Below are 19156 nucleotides of genomic sequence, written 5' to 3'. Positions count from 1 at the left end.
CTCCGGCGCGATTCGCCCTTGGAGCAGGGCACGCCCTCGGCAACCCTGGTGTGCGCGTGTCCGCGTATGTCCGCGCCGAGGGCAGACGAGCATGGACAGACGTACGGTGCCGGCGGCGGGAGTCGCCGGGCCGGCCGCGACCGGAGACTCGGAGGCGTGACCCGAGCGAGTGCGGCGTGCCGGGGTACGGCCACGGCGACCCGGTGTTCAGCGCGACGACGTGTGGCCGCTCCTGACGCCTCAGGAAGACGGCGGCCGGGGCCGGGGGTCAGTCCCGTGCCAGCCCGAGCCGCGCCCGCAGCCCCGGGGCCCGGTCGTCCGCCGCGGCGACCGCCGCCGCGCCGGCCGTCACCGTCTCGTACACGGACAGGATGTCCGCGCCGACCGTCGACCAGTCGAACCGCCGTACGTGCGCGCTGCCGCGCGCCCGCAGCTCCTCGCGTCGCTCCGGGTCCGCCAGCAGCCGCAGTGCCGCCTCGGCGAGCGCGTCCGCGTTCTCGTTGGCGAACAGCTCGCCCGCCGCTCCCTGGTCCAGCACCTGAGCGAAGGCGTCCAGGTCGGAGGCGAGTACCGGGGCCCCGGCCGACATGGCCTCGACCAGGATGATCCCGAAGCTCTCGCCGCCGGTGTTGGGGGCGACGTACAGGTCGACGCTGCGCAGGAAGCGGGCCTTGTCCTCGTCGCTGACCATGCCGAGGAACTCCACACGCGAGCGCAGTTCGGCGGGCAGCGACTCCACTGCCTCCTCCTCGTCCCCGCGCCCGGCGACCAGCAGCCGGGTCCGCGGGCGCTCGGCGAGAATCCTCGGCAGGGCCTTCATCAGCACCGGCAGGCCCTTGCGGGGCTCGTCGATCCGGCCGATGAAGCCGATCGTGTCCACCTGCCACTCGGGCTTGGCCTCCGCCTTGGCGAAGAAGTCGACGTCGACGCCGTTCGGGATCACCACCGCGTCGCCGCCCAGATGCTCGACGAGGGTGCGGCGGGCGTACTCGCTCACGGCGATCCGGGCGCTGATCTTCTCCAGGGCGGCCTGGAGGATCGAGTACGCGGCGATCATGGCCCGGGAGCGAGGGTTGGAGGTGTGGAAGGTGGCGACGATCGGGCCCTGCGCCGCCCAGCAGGTCAGCAGGCCGAGGGACGGAGAGGTCGGCTCGTGGATGTGGATGACGTCGAACTCGCCGTCGTGCAGCCACCGCCGCACCCGGGCCGCCGACAGGAAACCGAAGTTCAGCCGGGCCACCGAGCCGTTGTACGGCACCGGCACCGCGCGGCCGGCCGAGACGACGTACGGCGGCAGCGGGGTGTCGTCGTCGGCGGGGGCGAGGACGGACACCTCATGGCCGAGGCGGATGAAGTACTCGGCCAGATCACGGATGTGGAACTGGACGCCGCCCGGCACGTCCCAGGAGTACGGGCAGACGATTCCGATCCTCACGGACGCTCCCCGTCCGCACTTTTCGAGCCGTCCGAGCTGTCCGACGGGCGTGGTTCCAGGTCGGCGAGCCACAAGCGCTGGAGCATGTGCCAGTCCTCCGGATGGTCGGCGATCCCCGTGGCGAAGGCATCGGCCAGCGCCTGTGTCATGACAGACGTCTTCTCGGCCCGCGTACCTGTCTCGGGAACGTCGATCGGGGGATGGACCCGCCCCCGCATGATCGGTGAGTCGTCGTACCAGAGTGTCACCGGGAGCAGCAGGGCACCGGTCTGCTGGGCGAGGAGTGCCGGACCGGCGGGCATCCGGGTGGCCTCGCCGAAGAACTTGACCTCGACGCCGGAGGCGGACAGGTCCCGTTCGGCGACCAGACAGACCAGGCCGCCGTCGCGCAGCCGCCGGGCCAGCGTGCCGAAGGCGGTGCCGCCACTGTGCGGCAGAACCTCCATGCCGAGGCCCTCGCGGTAGGCGACGAAGCGGTCGTACAACGTCTCCGGCTTGAGGCGCTCGGCGACCGTCGTGAACGGCGTCCGGAGCTTGGTGGTGACCCAGGCGCCGGCGAGGTCCCAGTTCGCCATGTGCGGCAGCGCGAGGACGACGCCCTTGCCGGCCGCGAGCCCCTCGGTGAGGTAGTGCACGTCCGTGGCGTCGAAGCCGCTCTCAATGCGCTCGGCACTCCACGCCGGAAGCCGGAAGGACTCCATCCAGTAGCGCAGGTACGACCGCATGCCCGCGCGCGAGAGCTCTGCGAGGCGCTCAGGGGTCGCGTCGGGCACCACGCGCGCGTAGTTGCTCTCCAGCCGCCTGACGCCCTTGCCGCGCTGCTTCCAGGCGAGGTCGGCGATGCTCCTGCCAAGACGTACGGCGGCCGGCTCGGGGAGCTTCTTGACCACACCCCAGCCCAGTCCGTACAGCGCGTCGGTGACCCGCTCCTGGGCGCTCACTTCGCCGCCTCACTCCCCTGGGTCTCCTGCTCCTCCCGGTCGGCCGCGGCCTCCGCCTCGGCCGACTCGCGACGGACCGTGACGACTCGCTGGATCAGCGTGACCAGGCTGCCGACGGCCACGATCCACAGCGCGACGGGCAGCAGGTACTGGATGCCGGGTACCCCGAACTTGTCGAAGCCCGCCAATCCGGCCGCGACCAGGGAGATCACCAGGCGCTCCGCGCGCTCCACGAGGCCGTTGACGGCGACCGGCAGGCCGATCGACTCGCCGCGGGCCTTGGTGTACGACACCACCTGGCCGCTGGCCAGGCAGAAGATCGAGACGGCGCACAGGACGAGGTCGTCACCACCACCGGCGTACCAGAGGATGAAGCCGCCGAAGATCGCGCCGTCGGCGACCCGGTCGAGGGTGGAGTCCAGGAAGGCGCCCCAGCGGCTGGAGCGGCCGAGCTGGCGGGCCATGTTGCCGTCGACGAGGTCCGAGAACACGAACAGCGTGATCACGACCGTGCCCCAGAAGAACTCGCCCATGGGGTAGAAGACCAGCGCGCCGGCGACCACACCGGCGGTGCCGATGAGGGTGACCGTGTCGGGGCTCACGCCCCGCCGGATGAGAAACGCGGCGAACGGTGTGAGGACACGCGTGAAGAATGCACGCGCGTACTTGTTCAGCATGGCCTTCCCGACGGTCGGTGTGGCCGAGCGGCCCCTGCTGGCCACCGGCTGGCCCATCGTAGCCACGCGCGCGCGTGGGCGGCGGCCGGGCACCGTCAGCCCGGGTCACGGCCTGACGGCATCCGGGTCACGGCACGGTCGCGCGGCCACGGCGGTGCACAGCGGCGCGATCCCGTCCGCCGTATGGACGCACCGTGACGGGAGTGGAAAGCTCGAAGAACAACCGCGGGCGTCGCCGGAGCCGCCACCGCACGCGGGTCCCGCGTGTCCGCGCCCACAGTGACCTCACCGTGCACGGGAGGCAAGGCCATGGGCGACAAGGCGAACGCACACCCCGGAGCCGCCGGCAGGGCAACAGCGGCCGACCACCCCGCGTCCGTACGGAATGTGGTGCTGGTCGGCCACTCCGGTTCGGGCAAGACGACTCTGGTGGAAGCTCTCGCGCTGACGGCGGGAGCGGTGAACCGGGCGGGCCGCGTGGAGGACGGCGGCACCGTCTCCGACTACGACGAGATCGAGCACCGGCAGCAGCGCTCGGTGCAGCTCTCCCTGGTACCCGTCGAATGGGACGGGTACAAGATCAATCTTCTCGACACCCCCGGATACGCCGACTTCGTCGGAGAACTCAGGGCCGGTCTGCGAGCGGCGGACGCGGCCCTCTTCGTCGTTTCGGCCTCCGACGGGGTGGACGGCTCGACCCGCATGGTGTGGGAGGAGTGCGCGGCCGTCGGCATGCCACGCGCGATCGTCATCACGCACCTGGAGTCCGCCCGGGCGAACTTCGAGGAGATGACACGGACCTGCGCGGAGGCCTTCGGCGGCGACGACCCCGACGCCGTACTGCCGCTGTACCTGCCACTGCGCGGCCCCCAGGCACCGGACGGGCACGCGCCCGTCACCGGGCTGATCGGCCTGCTGTCGCAGAAGCTGTTCGACTACTCGACCGGGGAGCGCAAGGAGTCCGAACCGGGAGAGGACCAGCTGCCGCTGATCGAGGAGGCCCGCAACCGGCTCATCGAGGGGATCATCTCCGAGAGCGAGGACGAGACCCTCATGGACCGCTACCTCGGCGGAGAGGAGATCGACTTCAAGACGCTGGTGGAGGACCTGGAGCGGGCCGTCGCACGCGGCGTCTTCTTCCCGGTCCTGGCCGCCGCCCCCGCGGCCGAGGGCGCCCGGCAGGGGCTCGGCACGGTCGAGCTGCTGGAACTGGTCACCCGCGGCTTCCCGACCCCACTGGAGCGCGAGGCGCCGAGGGTCACCACGGTCGACGGCAAGCCGCGCGAGCTGAAGCTGTGCGACCCGGACGGACCGCTGGTCGCCGAGGTCGTGAAGACCTCGTCCGATCCGTACGTCGGCCGGGTCTCACTGGTACGGGTCTTCTCGGGCACCCTGCGCCCCGACGAGACCGTCCACGTCTCCGGGCACGGGCTCGCCGACCGGGGCCACGAGGACCACGACGTCGACGAGCGGATCGGCGCCCTGTCCGGACCCTTCGGCAAACAGCAGCGCGTGCTGACGCACTGCATCGCGGGCGATCTGGCCTGCGTGGCCAAACTGAGCCGCGCGGAGACCGGGGACACCCTCTCGGCCAAGGACGACCCGCTGCTCATGGAGCCGTGGGAGATGCCCGATCCACTGCTGCCGCTCGCCATCCAGGCGCACAGCAAGGCCGACGAGGACAAGCTCTCCCAGGGCCTGTCCCGGCTGGTCGCCGAGGACCCGACCATGCGGCTGGAGCAGAACCAGGACACCCACCAGGTGGTGCTGTGGTGCCTGGGCGAGGCACACGCCGACGTGGCGCTGGAACGGCTGCGCAGCCGGTACGGCGTGCAGGTCGACGTCGTCCCGCACAAGGTCTCCCTCCGGGAGACGTTCGCGGCCAAGTCGGCGGGCCGCGGGCGCCATGTGAAGCAGTCCGGCGGACACGGGCAGTACGCCATCTGCGAGATCGAGGTGGAACCGCTGCCGGGCGGCTCGGGCATCGAGTTCGTGGACAAGGTCGTCGGCGGAGCGGTGCCGCGCCAGTTCATCCCGTCCGTCGAGAAGGGCGTAAGGGCCCAGGCGGCCAAGGGAGTTGCCGCAGGCCATCCGCTCATCGACATCCGGGTCACCCTGCTCGACGGCAAGGCGCACTCGGTGGACTCCTCCGACGCCGCGTTCCAGACGGCCGGCGCGCTCGCCCTGCGGGAGGCGGCGGCCGACGCGAAGATCCATCTGCTGGAGCCGGTCGCCGAGGTGAGCGTCCTGGTCGGCGACGACTACGTCGGCGCCGTGATGAGCGACCTGTCCGGGCGGCGCGGCCGGGTCCTGGGAACGGAACAGACCAGCGGCGGCCGCACCCTGGTGCGCGCCGAAGTGCCCGAGATCGAGATCGGCCGGTACGCCGTCGACCTCCGCTCCCTGTCTCACGGCACGGCACGCTTCAGCCGCCGGTACGCGCGGCACGAGCCGATGCCGCCGCAGATCGCAGAAAGGATCCGTGAAGAGGCGCGCGACGGCTCATAGTTGGCGCCGGGCGCACGACAAGTGGCGTTCGGCGCCCGACAAGTGGCGTTTGTGGAACGCTCCCCTCCCAGTCGGCGGGCGGCTTCGGCCGTCCGCCGACGGATGTCGGTGCCTGGGGATACGCTGAAGACCTGATCAACAGGTGTGCGAAGCACCGAAGTCGGGAAGGCCGCATGAGCAGGACCTGCGGCGATCGGGGGCGGGAATGACCGTTGAGAGCGGTTACGCGGACATCTTCGGTCCGCAGGTGCCGCGCACGGGCGACGGAGGCCAGGCGCCGACGTTCGCGCTGGCCTCGGCTGCCTATCGGGACAATCCGGTGGAGGAGATCCTCCAGGCCAACAACGAGTGGCACGAGTCGACCGTCAAGGGCGGCCGCAAGTGGGCGAAGATCTTCCGGCCCAACCTGGGCGAGGCCTTCTCCGGGGCCGTGGTCGCCCGCATGCTGGGCGCCGGCCGCAAGCCGCTCATCCAGTCCTTCGGCGCCGAGCCGCAGGTCGTGGTCGAGCACTGCCTCGCGGCGAACAACATCCGCAGGGACCGCGACAACCTGCTGACCATCGTCATGGTGCTGTGCGGTCTGCTGTTCCTGCCCGGGCTCCTGCTGTGGCTGCTGGTCTTCCAGATCCGCACCACCATCGCCAAGAACGAGAACAAGCAGGCCGGAGCGCTCGCCACCGCGCTGCTCGTCGGCGTGGGCGCCCTCGCCGTGATCTTCCTGGTCCGCATGCCGTTCTCGGGGTTCTGGGGCTGGTACGCGCGCGGGGCGGTCGTCATGCCGGTCGTCGGCTGGTTCTGGGCCAAGCAGATCTGCGAACGCACGGCGAAGGACCTGCGGGAGCGCTGGGGCAGCCTGCTGGCCGGCAGCAGCGTGGGTGCCAAGGTGCCCGAGGCGGTGCCGACCAGCCCCCGCGAGACCGCGGCCGAGCAACTGCGCCAGTCCCTGGCGAAGCTCAGCGCCGAACAGCAGTCCAACTCCGTGTTCTACGCCGGGCCCAAGGGCATACTCGGCATGGGCACACGGTGGGGCAGCTGGCAGCTGGCCGAAGACCTGGTGTCCGCCGATCCCACCCGCGAGATCCATCCCTTCCGCAGCTGGGACGTCATCCGCTCGATCCACGACCAGCTGCGCATGCTGGAGCGCGGACCGCTGAACTCCGGCGGCTTCCCGAAGCCGTCGATACGGCACTGGATCGTCACCCCGGTCGCGGAGGGCGCGACGGAGGTGTCCCGGCCGGAGGGCACGGACGTCGACGCGTACCAGATCAAGTCGCACGCCATACAGGACATCTGCAACAAGCAACAGTTCGGCGCCGGTGACCGGCACTACCTCGGCGTGCAGTGGACGCTGTGGGACGGGCAGCTGGTCATCACCATGCTGATCACGGTCACCGTGCTGCACGAGACACTGCGCATCGAGGTGACCGGGCACGCGCTGGGGCCGGTGCACGGGCTGTTCACCTCGAAACCGGCGGCCAAGGAGAAGGAAGTCCAGAAGTCGCTCAAGTTCTGGGAGACCCGAAAGGTGAAGCTCCCGCTGGTCGACGCGGACGAGGTGGTCCGCCTGGCGGCCCGGGCGCCCCTCACCTGGTATCCGCCGCTGCTGAACTGGCTGGGCGGCTCACTGACCCTCCCCGAGCCGTTCGGACTGCGACACGCCTGGGCGGACAAGCCGTGGCGCCACCGCTTCATGGCCGACGACGCGCTGCGCGCGGCGGCGCCGGTGCTGCGGGTGGTACACGCGGCGGCGATCCGGGTCCTGGAGGAGAACGGCGTGGACACGGAGAAGTTCGGCACGCGGTCGGCGTTCCTCAGCACGGCTGTGCAGGATGTGTCACCGAAGAAGGCCGACCTGTACGACGCGTAGGTCTGGGGGTCGTACCCCCAGACCTCCACCCCGCATCAGGCCGCCGGCCAGACCTCCGCCAGCATCTTCCGGGTGTCCGCCAGCAGCTGCGGCAGCACCCGCGTGTGGCCGACGACCGGCATGAAGTTCGTGTCGCCGCCCCAGCGCGGGACGATGTGCTGGTGCAGGTGGGCGGCGATGCCTGCGCCGGCCACGGAGCCCTGGTTCATGCCAACATTGAAGCCGTGGGCGCCGGAGGCGGTCCGCAGGGCCGTCATCGCCTGCTTGGTCAGGGCGGCGAGCTCTTCCGTCTCAGCGTCGGTGAGGTCCGTGTAGTCGGCGACGTGGCGATAGGGCACGACCATCAGGTGGCCGCCGTTGTACGGGTACAAATTGAGTACCGCGTAGACCTGCTCACCGCGCCTGACGATCAGCCCGTCCTCGTCGGACTTGGCCGGCAGCGAGCAGAAGGGGCAGCCGTCGTCGGCTCCGGGGCCGGTCGGCTTGTTCTCGCCCTGGATGTAGGCCATCCGATGGGGCGTCCACAGACGCTGGAACGCGTCCTGGATCCCCACTCCCCACTGCTGCTCCGGCTCACTCGTCATGCGTGCAGCATATGGCGTACCACCAGGGGGCGGGGAAAGGCCCCCGGGGTAACCCCGGGGGCCTGAAACCCCGCGTTGGCGGGGAGCACCGCACCTTATGCCTGTGCGCTGTCCGGATCTTCGGACCATCCCCGCAATGGCGGGGAAGGCGTCACACCTGGATGCGACGCTGCACCACATCAACGAGCTTCGCCAGCGCTTCGTCACGCGGAATGCCGTTCTCCTGCGATCCGTCGCGGTAGCGGAACGACACCGTACCCGCGTTCATGTCATCATCACCGACAATGATCATGAAAGGAACCTTCAGCTTCTGGTGCGTTCGGATCTTCTTCTGCATGCGGTCCGACGACGAGTCGACCTCGACCCGCAGCCCCTTCGCCTTCGCCTCGGCAGCGAACTTCTCCAGGTACTCGACATGCGCGTCGCCCACCGGGATACCGACCGCCTGCACGGGCGCCAGCCACGCCGGGAACGCACCCGCGTAGTGCTCAAGGAGCACCGCGAAGAACCGCTCGATCGAGCCGAACAGGGCCCGGTGGATCATGACCGGTCGCTGCTTGGAACCGTCGGGCGAGGTGTACTCCAGCTCGAAGCGCTCCGGCAGGTTGAAGTCGAGCTGGATCGTCGACATCTGCCAAGTGCGGCCGATGGCATCCTTGGTCTGGACGGAGATCTTCGGCCCGTAGAAGGCGGCGCCACCCGGGTCCGGAACCAGCGGCAGCCCCTGCTTCTCGGCGACCTGGCGCAGCGTCTCCGTGGCCTCCTCCCAGACCTCGTCGGAACCGACGAACTTCTCCGGATCTTTGGTCGACAGCTCCAGGTAGAAGTCGGTCAGACCGTAGTCCCGCAGCAGGCCGAGGACGAAGGTCAGCGTCTTGTCGAGCTCGTCGGCCATCTGCTCGCGGGTGCAGTAGATGTGCGCGTCGTCCTGGGTGAAGCCGCGGGCCCGGGTCAGACCGTGCACGACGCCCGACTTCTCGTACCGGTACACGGTCCCGAACTCGAAAAGCCGCAGCGGCAGTTCACGGTACGACCGCCCACGCGCATCGAAGATCAGGTTGTGCATCGGGCAGTTCATGGGCTTGAGGTAGTAGTCCACGCCCTCGTCGAGCTGCATGGGCGGGTACATGCCCTCGGCGTACCAGTCCAGGTGGCCGGACGTCTCGAAGAGCTTCCCCTTCGTCGCGTGCGGGGTGTAGACGAACTCGTAGCCCTCCTCCTCGTGGCGGCGGCGCGAGTAGTCCTCCATGACCCGGCGGATGATGCCGCCCTTGGGGTGGAAGACGGCGAGGCCGGAGCCGATCTGCTCCGGGATGGAGAACAGGTCGAGTTCGCTGCCCAGCTTGCGATGGTCGCGCTTCTCGGCCTCGGCGAGGAAGTCGAGGTGCGCCTTCAGCTCGTCCTTGGTCGGCCATGCGGTGCCGTAGATGCGCTGGAGCATCGGGTTTTTCTCGCTGCCCCGCCAGTAGGCGGCCGCGTTGCGCATCAGCTTGAACGCCGGGATGTTCCGCGTGGTGGGCAGGTGGGGACCACGGCAGAGGTCCTTCCAGCACAGGTCACCGGTCTTGGCGTCCAGGTTGTCGTAGATCGTCAGCTCACCCGCGCCGACCTCGACGTCCGCGCCGTCGTCCGAGGAGGCCGAGCCCTTGAGGCCGATCAGCTCCAGCTTGTACGGCTCGGACGCCAGCTCCTCACGGGCCGCCTCGTCCGTCACCACACGGCGCGAGAAACGCTGCCCGCGCTTCTGGATCTCCTGCATCTTCTTCTCGATGGCCTTGAGATCCTCGGGCGTGAACGGCTTCTCGACGTCGAAGTCGTAGTAGAAGCCGTCCTTGACCGGCGGGCCGATGCCCAGCTTGGCCTCGGGGAAGAGCTCCTGCACGGCCTGCGCCATCACGTGCGCGGTGGAGTGGCGCAGGATGTTCAGGCCGTCCTCGGAGGAGATCTCGACGCCCTCGACCTCCTCGCCCTCGGACAGGACGTACGACAGGTCCTTGAGCTCGCCGCCCACGCGCGCGGCGATGATCGAGCGCTCGCCGGCGAAGAGGTCCGCGGCCGTAGTGCCCGTCGTCACCACGCGTTCTTCCCGCTCGGAATCGCGTTGGATGATCACACGGACGTCTGACACCGGTCTCTCCTGACTGAAGGTGGGGTGCGGCGCCATACCTGGAGCGCGCGCATTAGGGGATCGTACCGACCCCGGCCCCCCGACCGCGAAACGGATGAGCTCCGCCCCGGCCTCCCCCGCCTCAGTCCCCTCCGCATACCTCTTCGAAGAAGTCCAGATCCTCCTGCAGCGACTTCATCAGCCGGTCCCGCTCTGCCTCGTCCACCTGAACCGGTACGACCCCCGAGACCCCCGTCAGCTTGCGGAACCCGCCCCGGCTCTCCAGCCGCCCGTGCACCCGCACCGGCAGCCCGACGAGGTGTGCGTGTCCGGCGATCCGGTACGCCTCCTCGTCCAGCGTCAGGCGTACGTGCGGCACCTCGGCGCCCGCGATCACCCGCAGCCGTACCGTCCCCGCCCCGCGCGGCGCCGACCTGCGCATCCGCACCACGGCACCCGTGATCCGGACGGGCACGGACGGTTCCTCGCGCAGGTACCGGGCCCCGGCTTCACGCAGTACCGGTAGGTCTCCGGGCGAGAACTCGACGGGATCGCCGCCCGCCGCGCAGTCCTGCGGAACACCGGCCGCCGGCGCCCACTCCACGGCGATGCGCGCCCCCTCCGTACCGCGCACGAGGGCGATCAGTGCCTCGGTGAGTTCGCGGCTGACGCCTGCCTCGACGGCGCCGTCGAAGGCGTCCATGCCGCCGGTGGCCCGCTGGTAGTCGATGGCCTCGCGGGCGGCGTACAGGGCCTGGTGCAGGCGTACGGCGAGCGGTCGCCCGGCGTCGACCGGCACGAAGGCGGTGAGGCGGCGGCCGCCGGCCGCGGAGCCGACGAGGACGTTCTCCAGGGACGCGGCGGCGGTGCGCCGGTGGCGGGCGCCGTAATAGCCCGCACGCGCGCGCGTGGCGAGCGCGCCGGCGAGCAGCATCTGGCGGGCGGCGGCGCGCAGCTGTTCCTCGACGGTCCAGGGCGCTGCACCGGCCGGCCCGGTCGGCACATCGCGCCACCAGCGGATCTCGTCGCTGGGCACGGCGAGGGAGACCAGCACCTCGCGCGCGGAGGGGGTGCCGCTGCGGGACAGCGCGAGGAGTGCCTCGCCGAGCAGGTCGTCGCTGTCGGGGAAGGCGCGGCTCTCGGGCACCAGCAGGCTCGTCCCGCCGCCGCCCGGTCCGGGCGGGGTCCAGCGGCCGTAGCGTCCGGCCGCTCCCCCGCGTCGCTGCCAGCCGTGCCGGTGCAGCAGGGCGCTGAGTACGGCCGGGTCGACCTCGGCGGGGTCGGGGGGACGGTTCCAGGCGACGGCGGTCCGGTCGACGGGGTGCGGTCGTACGGGCCTGAGTGGTTCCTCCAGCGGGCGGTGCGTCATGGTCTGCCTCCGGTCCCGACCCGCGTCATGATCTCGCAGAGCGCCCGGTCGTCGAAGATGCGCGAGGTCGGTATCCGCACGGTGGTCCGGTTCCGGCCCGTGACGGGCTGACCGGCGAGGTTGGTCCAGTAGCAGCAGTGCCTGAGGTCGAGTCGGTCGTGGCTGGCGCGCAGCCAGTCGTCCTGGGACCTGGGCACGAGCATCACTACGAGGATCTTGTGCACCGAGACCGGGGTGCGGGCCAGCTTGCGCAGGTGGTCGTTGTCGAGCGTGAAGGAGAAGGTGCGGCCGGGTGGGTTCGGCGGGATCTGATACGTGCATTTCAGCTGCACCTTGATGGTCACCTCGTCGTCGACGGTGTGTCCGGGTGCGCTGTGGCTGACGTGCCAGTCGATGCCGTTGTCCGGGAACGGCTGGGACAGCGAGCAGCCGGCGGCCGCCGCGACCGCGTGCAAGTAGCCCACCTGCAAGGTCTCCATGCAGGCGGTGGTGGCGAGTGTGCCGCGATGGGGGCCCGTTCGTTCGGGCAGCAGCCCGCCCCGCTCGGGCTGCGCTATCGCCATGACCAACAGCCTTCCCAGCCAAGTGAATTGCCCACACCGGGGCCGAGTGGATCCCGCGTCGGGCCGCTGAACTGCAAGGACCCGTACTCCTGTTGTGTCCTTCCGGCGTACGGCGCAAACAGCCCGGGTATCACCAAACGGGCAGAAGACGGGACGTCAGCTGCCGTGGGTGAACGAGGGGTTGTGTAGGTATGACGTGCTGGTATGAGGGGGCCTTGGCCGCTTTCGACACAGAGACCACGGGTGTGGACGTCGAGGCCGACCGGATCGTGTCGGCCGCCGTCGTCGTCCAGGACGCTCCGGGGACCCGGCCTCGGGTGAGCCGGTGGCTGGTGAACCCGGGCGTGCCGGTGCCCGCCGCGGCGACGGCGGTGCACGGGCTGACGGAGGAGCATCTGAGGCTCAACGGCCGCTGGCCGGCGCCGGTGATGTACGAGATAGCCGAGGCGCTGGCGGAGCAGGCGGCGGCGGGCCGTCCGCTGGTGGTGATGAACGCGCCGTTCGATCTGACGCTGCTGGACCGCGAGTTGCGTCGCCATCGGGCCTCGTCGCTGAGCGGCTGGTTCGAGACGTCGCCGCTGTTGGTGCTCGACCCGCGGGTCCTGGACAAACACCTGGACCGCTACCGCAAGGGCCGCCGCACTCTCACCGACCTGTGCGCGCACTACGGCGTCTCGCTGGAGGGCGCGCACGACGCGGCGGCAGACGCACTGGCCGCGCTGGATGTCGTACGGGCGGTGGGGCACCGTTTCGCGGCGCGGCTGGAGCGCCTCTCCCCCGCCGAACTGCACATGCTGCAGGCGGTGTGGCACGCGGCGCAGGCGCGGGGCCTGCAGGCGTGGTTCGCTCGCAGCGGCACGGAGGAGGCGGTGGATCCGGCGTGGCCGCTGCGTCCGGACCTGCCGGCGGCGGCCGCATAGGTTGCCAGGTACACAAAAAAGCCGGTCCGCTGCGGCGGACCGGCCTTTCCCGGTGGGCGATACTGGGTTCGAACCAGTGGCCTCTTCGGTGTGAACGAAGCGCTCTCCCACTGAGCTAATCGCCCGGGAACGCAGTGAACAATACAGGTCCCGGCACGTTTCCTTCAAACCGCTTCCAAGTAGGCGGCCAGTCCCCGCCGTCCGGCCCGCATCATCAGCCAGTGGTTGAGCCGGAAGACCGGCCGTCCCGGCACGGCGAAGCGCCTCAGCAGCGGTTTTTTCACGTCGACCACCTGGTCGTACCGGGCCAGGCTGCCACCCTCCCGAGCGGTGATCGTCCAGCGCGCCCAGCCGTCGACGTCCCCGGTCATGGCGACCTCCAGGACCCCGGCATCCGGATCGCGTCGCACCTCGCGCGCGACGAAGGTCATGTCGTACGGCAGGAGGGAACGGATCCTGACCACCCCGCTCGTGTCGTCGATCCGGTTCACCTCACGCACCTGCCGCCACCAGCGCGGATAGTCCTCGACCCGTTCCAGGGCGTCGTACACGGTGGCGGGCCGCGCGGGCAGCGCCCACAGGCTGCGGAAGCGGTAATGGGTCCAGTCCATGAGCTGAGTCTGCCCGGCATGGGGGCGCGTATCTGAGTACGTCGTGAGTACCCGCACTCATGCCGAGCGCCGTGACCCAGACCACACTCCAGGCATGACGCAGATTCCGCCCCCGGCCGAGGAGTTGCGGCTCCTCGATGCCGAGCTGTGGCAACTGGACGCCCGGCGAGCCCAGTTGCTGGCCCGCCGTGCCTGGCTGGTCGCGGCCCTGCACAGGGTCCAGCCCCAGGCTCCCGTCGCACCGCCCCGCCCGGAGGCGGCCGCACCCAGTGTGCAGAACGTGCTCCTGCTGCTCGGTGGGGTCCTGCTCACCATCGCGGCGATGGTCTTCACCCTGGTCAGCTGGGGTCATCTGGGGATCACCGGGCGGGCGCTGGTCTTCGGCGCGGTCACGCTGGCCGCGCTCGCGGTGCCGGCGGTGCTGCTGAAGCGGGGGCTGCGGTCGACGGCCGAGTCGGTGGCGGGCCTCGGGCTCGCACTGACGGTTCTCGACGCCTATGCCCTGCACGAAGTCGCCCTCGCGGGGACGGACGGGGCGGGGTACGCGGCGGTGGCGTCGGCGGTGCTGGCGGGGACCTGGCTGGCGTACGGCCTGCTGCCGGGTACGGCCGGGTTGCGGCTGCCCCTCCCCGCCGCGCTGGCCGCGGCCCAGCTCCCGCTGCTCCTGTGGGCACTGGCCGCCGGCGCCGATCCGTACGGGATCACGGCCGCGCTGCTGGTGACGGCTGGGGTGGACACACTGGTGGCGCTTCGGGGGACGGCCGGGTCCGTACGCGTCGTCGCCGCCGTCGGCGCGTACGGCATGGGTGCCTGGGGCGTACTGACCGCCGGCTGGCTGTCCTGGACGGCCACCGGCCCGAGCGCCGCCGCCCGTGCGGCGGCGCTCCTCACTCTTGGGTCGGCGATCGCGCTGGGCGCCGCGTGGCATGGCGGGCGTACGGCTGTGCGCGAGGCGGGCGAGGCTGACGGCCGAGCCGATCAGCGCGCCCCGGGCGGCGCAGACGGCCGCGGTGACGCGCGCGAGCCCGGCGACGCAGACAGCCGAATCGAACAGCGCGGACCCGGCGACACGAAGAACCGGCCCGACCAGAGCCGGCCGGGCGGCCTCCGAGGACGAGTCGATGCCCGCGAGCCCGGCGACACCGACCGTCGAAACGAACAGCGCGGACCCGCCGACACGGAGAACCGGCCCGACCACAGCCGAGCCGATGAGCACAGCCCTGGCGCCACCATGGGCCATGGCGATGCCCGCACCCCCGGCGAAAGGCGCTCTCTCGGCCTCGCCGTCACCTCCGGGCTGCTCATGGTTGCCGCGCTCGGCGGTCTGGCGCGCTCTGTGCTGCCGGAGATGTGGACGGTTCCGGCGCATCTGGCCTGTGGGATCGCCCTGTTGGCGGCGGTACTGGCCGGTCGGCTGCCGGATGCGGTGCGGCAGGGACTCGGCTGGGCCTCCGGTGCCGTACAGGCGCTGGCCGTGCTGTGGGCGCTGCCCGTCGTCGGTGTGGCGGTGCTGGGGCCGGTGGGCTGGGCGGAGCGCGCCTGGACCGGTACGCCGTCGGACGTCCGTGCCGCGGTGACGATCGACGCGCCCTGGCCGCCGGAGGCGGCCGCGGCTCCCATCGTGCCGGCGGCGGTGGCGGTCGTACTCGCCCTGGTGGTCCGTGACGCGGCCTGGCGTCCTCGGGCACGGACCGGCGCGCTGGGGCTGATCTGGGCCACGGCGCTCGTCCTGCCTGCGGTCCTCGAACTTCCCTACTTCGCCGGGCTGTTGGCTCAGGGAGTCACGGCAGCCGGAGCGCTCGCGGCAGCGGCGTACATGCGCGAAGCCACGCCCGACGCCGAAGGACGTCGGCTCACCGCCCTCGTCCTCGCGCTGGTCACCTCCCTCAGCCTCGCCCTCCTCTCCCTCGCCTCCCAGACCGCGACCCTTGTTGTGCTCGGCGCGCTGACGGCACTGTTCGCGTCGGCCTCGTGGCGGGCACATCTCGCCCCCGTCACGGCCCCGGCCGCGCTCGCGTACGCCGCCGCGCTGGCCGCGGCGACCGGCGCCGCCGCGGACTGGCAGCCGGAGTACACCGCCCTGCTGGTCCTGGCGGTGCCCGTGGCCTCGGCCTTGCTCGCGGCGCGGCTGGGCGATTCCCGGTCCACGGTCCCGGTCGAGGTCGCGGGCGCGGCCGCCGCGCTGCTCGCCGTCGGCCTGGCCGCAGGCGACCCGCCGATCCTCGCCCTGGTCCTCGCGCTCTGCGCAGTGATCGCCGCGGGCACGGCGATCCGTCCCGGCCGCCGCTCCGTCGCCTACGCGTCCGGGGCCCTTTTCGTCCTGGCCACCTGGGTACGCCTGGCGGCATGGGACGTCGACACTCCTGAGGCGTACACGATCCCGGTCACCGTCCCGGCGCTGCTCGTCGGCGCCCTGCGCAGGCGCCGCGACCCGCAGGCCTCCTCCTGGACGGCGTACGGCTCCGGACTCGCCGCCACCCTCGTGCCGAGCCTCGTCGCGGCCTGGGGCGACCCGCACTGGACGCGCCCGCTGCTGCTGGGCGCGGCGGCGCTGCTGGTCACCCTGCTGGGCGCCCGGCATCACCTCCAGGCGCCGCTGCTGCTCGGCGGCTCGGTGCTCGCCCTGGTCGCCCTGCACGAACTCGCTCCGTACCTCGTGCAGGTGACCGGCGCGCTTCCCCGCTGGGTGCCTCCCGCCCTCGCCGGACTCCTGCTGCTCGCGCTGGGTGCGACGTACGAGCAGCGGATCCGGGACGTCCGGCGGGTGCGGGAGGTTCTGGAGAGGATGGACTAGACGCCGGCTACGGCATCTTGTCGCCCACCAGCGCGAGGTTCTGGATGGCCGCCAGTCCGTACAGCGCGGTGGCGTTGGTGGACACCCACGCCGCCTCGCTGCCGGGTACCAGGGCGGTCGGTCCCTCTATCTTCTTCGTGGACCAGTCGGTGGACTCCTTGTAGTCCCAGGGGTCGGCGCTGTTGTAGAACTGCCGCCACGCCCGTGCGGCCAGCTTGTCGTCGCCGGTCTGGACGGCGGCGTAGGCGTCCTGCCGTGAGTGCCCCTGGAAGAGCAGCAGGTTGCCGAAGTTGGAGCCGTAGCGGGCGGCCTGCTCGGCCTTGGTGGCGTTGAAGTAGCGGCAGTAGTCGAGCCACGCCTCCTTGAACTTCGGCATGTCGACCTGGTCGATCAGCTCGGCGCACAGCTCGACCAGACCGAACATGGCCGACAGGTGCGAGACGCCGACCTTCGGCTGCTTGGCGACGGCGAACTTCCCGGTGTCCAGGTCGTAGAGCGCGTCGCCCTGGACAAAGCCGTTGGGCTGGGCGGCGATGGTCTCCATGGTGGACATGACCCGCGCTTTGGCCTTCTCCCACTTGGGGCCGCGCCGCTCCCACTCGGTGAGCCAGGCCGAGACCAGGCCGCTCCAGTCGGTGCCGAAGCCGATGGACAGGGCGTTGCGGTCGGGGGTGTACGGCTCGGTGCGGATCTTGCGGATGGGGTCGAGGACGAGGAACGTCTCGTCGGAGTCGACGTTGGCGTGCATGAGGTCGCCGACGCGTTCGTCCGCGGTGAGGAAGTAGTAGTAGCGGCGGTAGGTGGTGTTGGCGATGCGCTGCTGCTTGGCGCTGTCCGCGTAGTGCTGGACGCCATGGCGGGTGCCGAGGCCCGCCCACTTGCCGAGGTGGTAGACGTCGACCTCGCCGGTGTGCCGGGTCATGGCCTCGGCGAAGCGGAAGACGTCGGCGCGGCCGGAGCGCATGTACGCGAACCAGAGCCACAGGTCGGGCGAGAGTTCGGAGTTGTCCCAGGCGTAGCCGCCGACGTCGTAGCACCACTGGTGGCGGCTGGGGTCGTAGCTGTGCATGATGTCGCCGTAGTCCCAGAAGCCGTACCAACGGCGCATCTCCACCTGGTCCTTGTAGTAGGTGAAGAGGAAGTCGAGGTGGTCCTCGATCTTCGCCTTGGCGCTGGTGGAGCGGTCCGGCTCGGAGAACAGCTTGCCGAAGACGCCCGCCTTGATGAGCTGCTTGGGCGGGGCGGCCAGCTGCGGCGGGGTGCGTACGGCCTCGACCTGCTGGGCCATCGCCTCGGCGCTGGGCGTGGAGTCGTGGGCCCAGAAGAGGAGTTCGCTGGTGCGGGCGATGCCGTAGGGGGTGCCGAAGCCGGGTTCGTAGTCCTCGTAGGTGATGTTGAGGCCTTCGAGCTGTTCGGGGTACGTGTCCTGGCCCATGCCGTCGTGGTAGAAGCGCAGGTCCATGGGCTGCGCCTCGGGTGACCAGAGCCAAAGGGTGACCTCGGCCTCGTCGGTCTGGGCGTCGCGGATGTCGAGTTGGGCGGGGTGCTTCTCCCAGAAGTCCCGCAGCCCAAAGGCGAATCCGCCGCTCGCGCCGCCGACGTAACCGAAGCCGCTGGCCCGCCGGCCGCCTCCCGCGGGGATCCAGCCGTGGCCCTTCTTGGTGCGCTTGCGCACGCCGAAGCCGTCGGCGGAGAGTTGCGAGAGGGTGTAGTCGCCCCACTCGGGGATGTACTGGAGGCGGGTGGTGACCCGCTGGTCCCAGGTGGACGGGTCCGGCAGCTTCTTGCCCTCGAACTGGGCCGTCCGCACGGCCGCCCCCGGGTCGCGCCGCAGTCCGGTGATGCCCTTGACGGCCTCCCGCAGCAGACCGGTGCCGTCGCCGCCGATGCGGATGTGGCGGTCGTAGGACTGGTCCCGCATGGGGACGGTGAAGCGCACGCCCAGCCCTCGGATGAAGTCACCGCTGGCCTTGCCCGGCTCCTGCGTGCCGTCGTACGTGATCGTGTGCACCATGCGGAAGGATTCGGCACCCGCGTAGAAGTACAGCCGGATCGAGAACGGCAGCCAGCTCCGGCTGCCCTTGCGGTGCTTGCCGTCGATGCGGACGACCGCGCGGACCGGGCCCTCCTGTTCGACCTCGACCTTCGAGATGGCGCCCTCGAAGCGCTCGGTCTTCACCGAGCCCTGGTCCTCGTCCTCGATCTCGGGCTGGCGGATCAGCACGAGCCGGCCGTTCTTGGCGATCTCGGTGGATCCACGGGTGACCGACTTGATCAGCGTGGCACCGGACTTGCCGATCTTGGCGGTGATGACGCCGGTGGAGATGTCGATGGTGCCGCCGCTCTTGTCGACGGTGACCTTCTTGTCGGGGGTGGCGGCCTCACCCGCGGCGAGGGTGAGCTTTCCGGAGCCCGAACTGACCGCGTGCGCGGTCCACTTGAGCGAACCGTCCGGCCAGTAGGCGATCGGCCACGACTGCACGGGCACGGACTTGCCGTCCGCGTCCGTCACCGCGAACTTCTGGTCCTCCTGGTAGACGCCCTTCGGCCAGGGGACGCCGACGGTGGAGCCGGGGGCGGCGCCCAGGCCGCCGTCCTCCAGCCAGTCCAGGGTCACCGGATCGGCGTCGGCGTCCGCGGCTCTCGGCGCGGCCTCGGCGTCCTTGGCTCCTAGCGCCCAGCTGAACTGCGCGGCGGCTCCGGCGACGGCGGCCGCCTTGAGGATGGACCTACGGGGAATGGGGGACATGACCTTTCCTTTCCGTGCGGGGGTGCAGGGT

At 70.8% G+C, this 19156-nt stretch carries 13 protein-coding genes and 1 tRNA gene; 4 read left to right on the top strand and 10 right to left on the bottom strand.

Features of this window, described 5'->3' with window-relative positions; translation table 11 throughout:
• Window positions 1-268 precede the first annotated feature (268 nt).
• The 3 genes from CLM62_RS37750 to pgsA are packed head-to-tail and all read right to left on the bottom strand — an operon-like array spanning window position 269 to window position 3110.
• Entirely contained in the window at window positions 269-1435 is a 1167-nt protein-coding gene (locus CLM62_RS37750; RefSeq protein WP_095754404.1) for a glycosyltransferase family 4 protein, read from the bottom strand.
• Entirely contained in the window at window positions 1432-2376 is a 945-nt protein-coding gene (locus CLM62_RS37745) for a phosphatidylinositol mannoside acyltransferase (RefSeq protein WP_095754403.1), read from the bottom strand. Before CLM62_RS37745 ends, CLM62_RS37750 begins: the two co-directional genes overlap by 4 nt.
• The gene (gene pgsA, locus CLM62_RS37740; protein ID WP_095754402.1) at window positions 2373-3110 is read right to left on the bottom strand and encodes a phosphatidylinositol phosphate synthase; all 738 of its coding nucleotides are present in this window, start codon (window positions 3108-3110) and stop codon (window positions 2373-2375) included. Before pgsA ends, CLM62_RS37745 begins: the two co-directional genes overlap by 4 nt.
• A gap of 252 nt (window positions 3111-3362) precedes the next feature.
• Here pgsA and CLM62_RS37735 point away from each other — a divergent pair, with 252 nt between their 5' ends.
• A complete protein-coding gene (locus CLM62_RS37735) occupies window positions 3363-5561 on the top strand; it encodes an elongation factor G-like protein EF-G2 (protein ID WP_095754401.1) in 2199 nt (732 codons plus the stop codon).
• A 205-nt stretch (window positions 5562-5766) separates the two neighbouring features.
• The gene (locus CLM62_RS37730; protein WP_095754400.1) at window positions 5767-7428 is read left to right on the top strand and encodes a hypothetical protein; all 1662 of its coding nucleotides are present in this window, start codon (window positions 5767-5769) and stop codon (window positions 7426-7428) included.
• A 35-nt stretch (window positions 7429-7463) separates the two neighbouring features.
• Here CLM62_RS37730 and CLM62_RS37725 read toward each other — a convergent pair whose 3' ends face one another.
• The 4 genes from CLM62_RS37725 to CLM62_RS37710 all read right to left on the bottom strand — a co-directional run bounded on the left by CLM62_RS37725 (window position 7464) and on the right by CLM62_RS37710 (window position 12051).
• Window positions 7464-8012: an HIT domain-containing protein gene (locus CLM62_RS37725; protein WP_095754399.1), complete on the bottom strand. Its 549-nt coding sequence runs from the start codon at window positions 8010-8012 to the stop codon at window positions 7464-7466.
• 151 nt (window positions 8013-8163) lie between these two features.
• Window positions 8164-10140: a threonine--tRNA ligase gene (gene thrS, locus CLM62_RS37720; protein WP_095754398.1), complete on the bottom strand. Its 1977-nt coding sequence runs from the start codon at window positions 10138-10140 to the stop codon at window positions 8164-8166.
• A 121-nt stretch (window positions 10141-10261) separates the two neighbouring features.
• Window positions 10262-11488, bottom strand: a complete 1227-nt coding sequence (locus tag CLM62_RS37715) for a hypothetical protein (RefSeq protein WP_095754397.1) — start codon at window positions 11486-11488, stop codon at window positions 10262-10264.
• On the bottom strand, window positions 11485-12051 hold the full coding sequence (locus CLM62_RS37710) for a DUF4365 domain-containing protein (protein ID WP_095754396.1): 567 nt from the start codon (window positions 12049-12051) through the stop codon (window positions 11485-11487). The genes CLM62_RS37715 and CLM62_RS37710 overlap by 4 nt, the downstream gene beginning before the upstream one ends.
• 191 nt (window positions 12052-12242) lie before the next feature.
• Between CLM62_RS37710 and CLM62_RS37705 the strand changes: the two genes are divergently transcribed.
• On the top strand, window positions 12243-12971 hold the full coding sequence (locus CLM62_RS37705; RefSeq protein WP_095754395.1) for a 3'-5' exonuclease: 729 nt from the start codon (window positions 12243-12245) through the stop codon (window positions 12969-12971).
• Between the two features lie 53 nt (window positions 12972-13024).
• Here the strand turns inward: CLM62_RS37705 and CLM62_RS37700 are convergent.
• Together CLM62_RS37700 and CLM62_RS37695 are read right to left on the bottom strand one after the other, a co-directional pair.
• Window positions 13025-13096, bottom strand: a tRNA-Val gene (locus CLM62_RS37700).
• Between the two features lie 39 nt (window positions 13097-13135).
• Window positions 13136-13582 carry an SRPBCC family protein gene (locus tag CLM62_RS37695; RefSeq protein ID WP_095754394.1) on the bottom strand — a complete coding sequence of 149 codons (447 nt, stop codon included), beginning with the start codon at window positions 13580-13582 and terminating at the stop codon, window positions 13136-13138.
• Window positions 13583-13676: 94 nt separating this feature from the next.
• Between CLM62_RS37695 and CLM62_RS52305 the strand changes: the two genes are divergently transcribed.
• Window positions 13677-16376: an SCO7613 C-terminal domain-containing membrane protein gene (locus CLM62_RS52305; RefSeq protein ID WP_095754393.1), complete on the top strand. Its 2700-nt coding sequence runs from the start codon at window positions 13677-13679 to the stop codon at window positions 16374-16376.
• 7 nt (window positions 16377-16383) lie between these two features.
• Here the strand turns inward: CLM62_RS52305 and CLM62_RS37685 are convergent, their stop codons facing one another.
• Window positions 16384-19125 (bottom strand): Tat pathway signal sequence domain protein, encoded by a 2742-nt coding sequence (locus tag CLM62_RS37685; protein WP_095754392.1) that lies wholly within the window; start codon window positions 19123-19125, stop codon window positions 16384-16386.
• Between the last annotated feature and the right edge of the window lie 31 nt (window positions 19126-19156).

The sequence above is a fragment of the Streptomyces sp. SA15 genome, from assembly GCF_002291145.1.
Taxonomy (GTDB): domain Bacteria; phylum Actinomycetota; class Actinomycetes; order Streptomycetales; family Streptomycetaceae; genus Streptomyces.
Note: the sequence above shows the minus strand (reverse complement) of the source record. Positions and strands in the feature narration are given on the sequence as shown.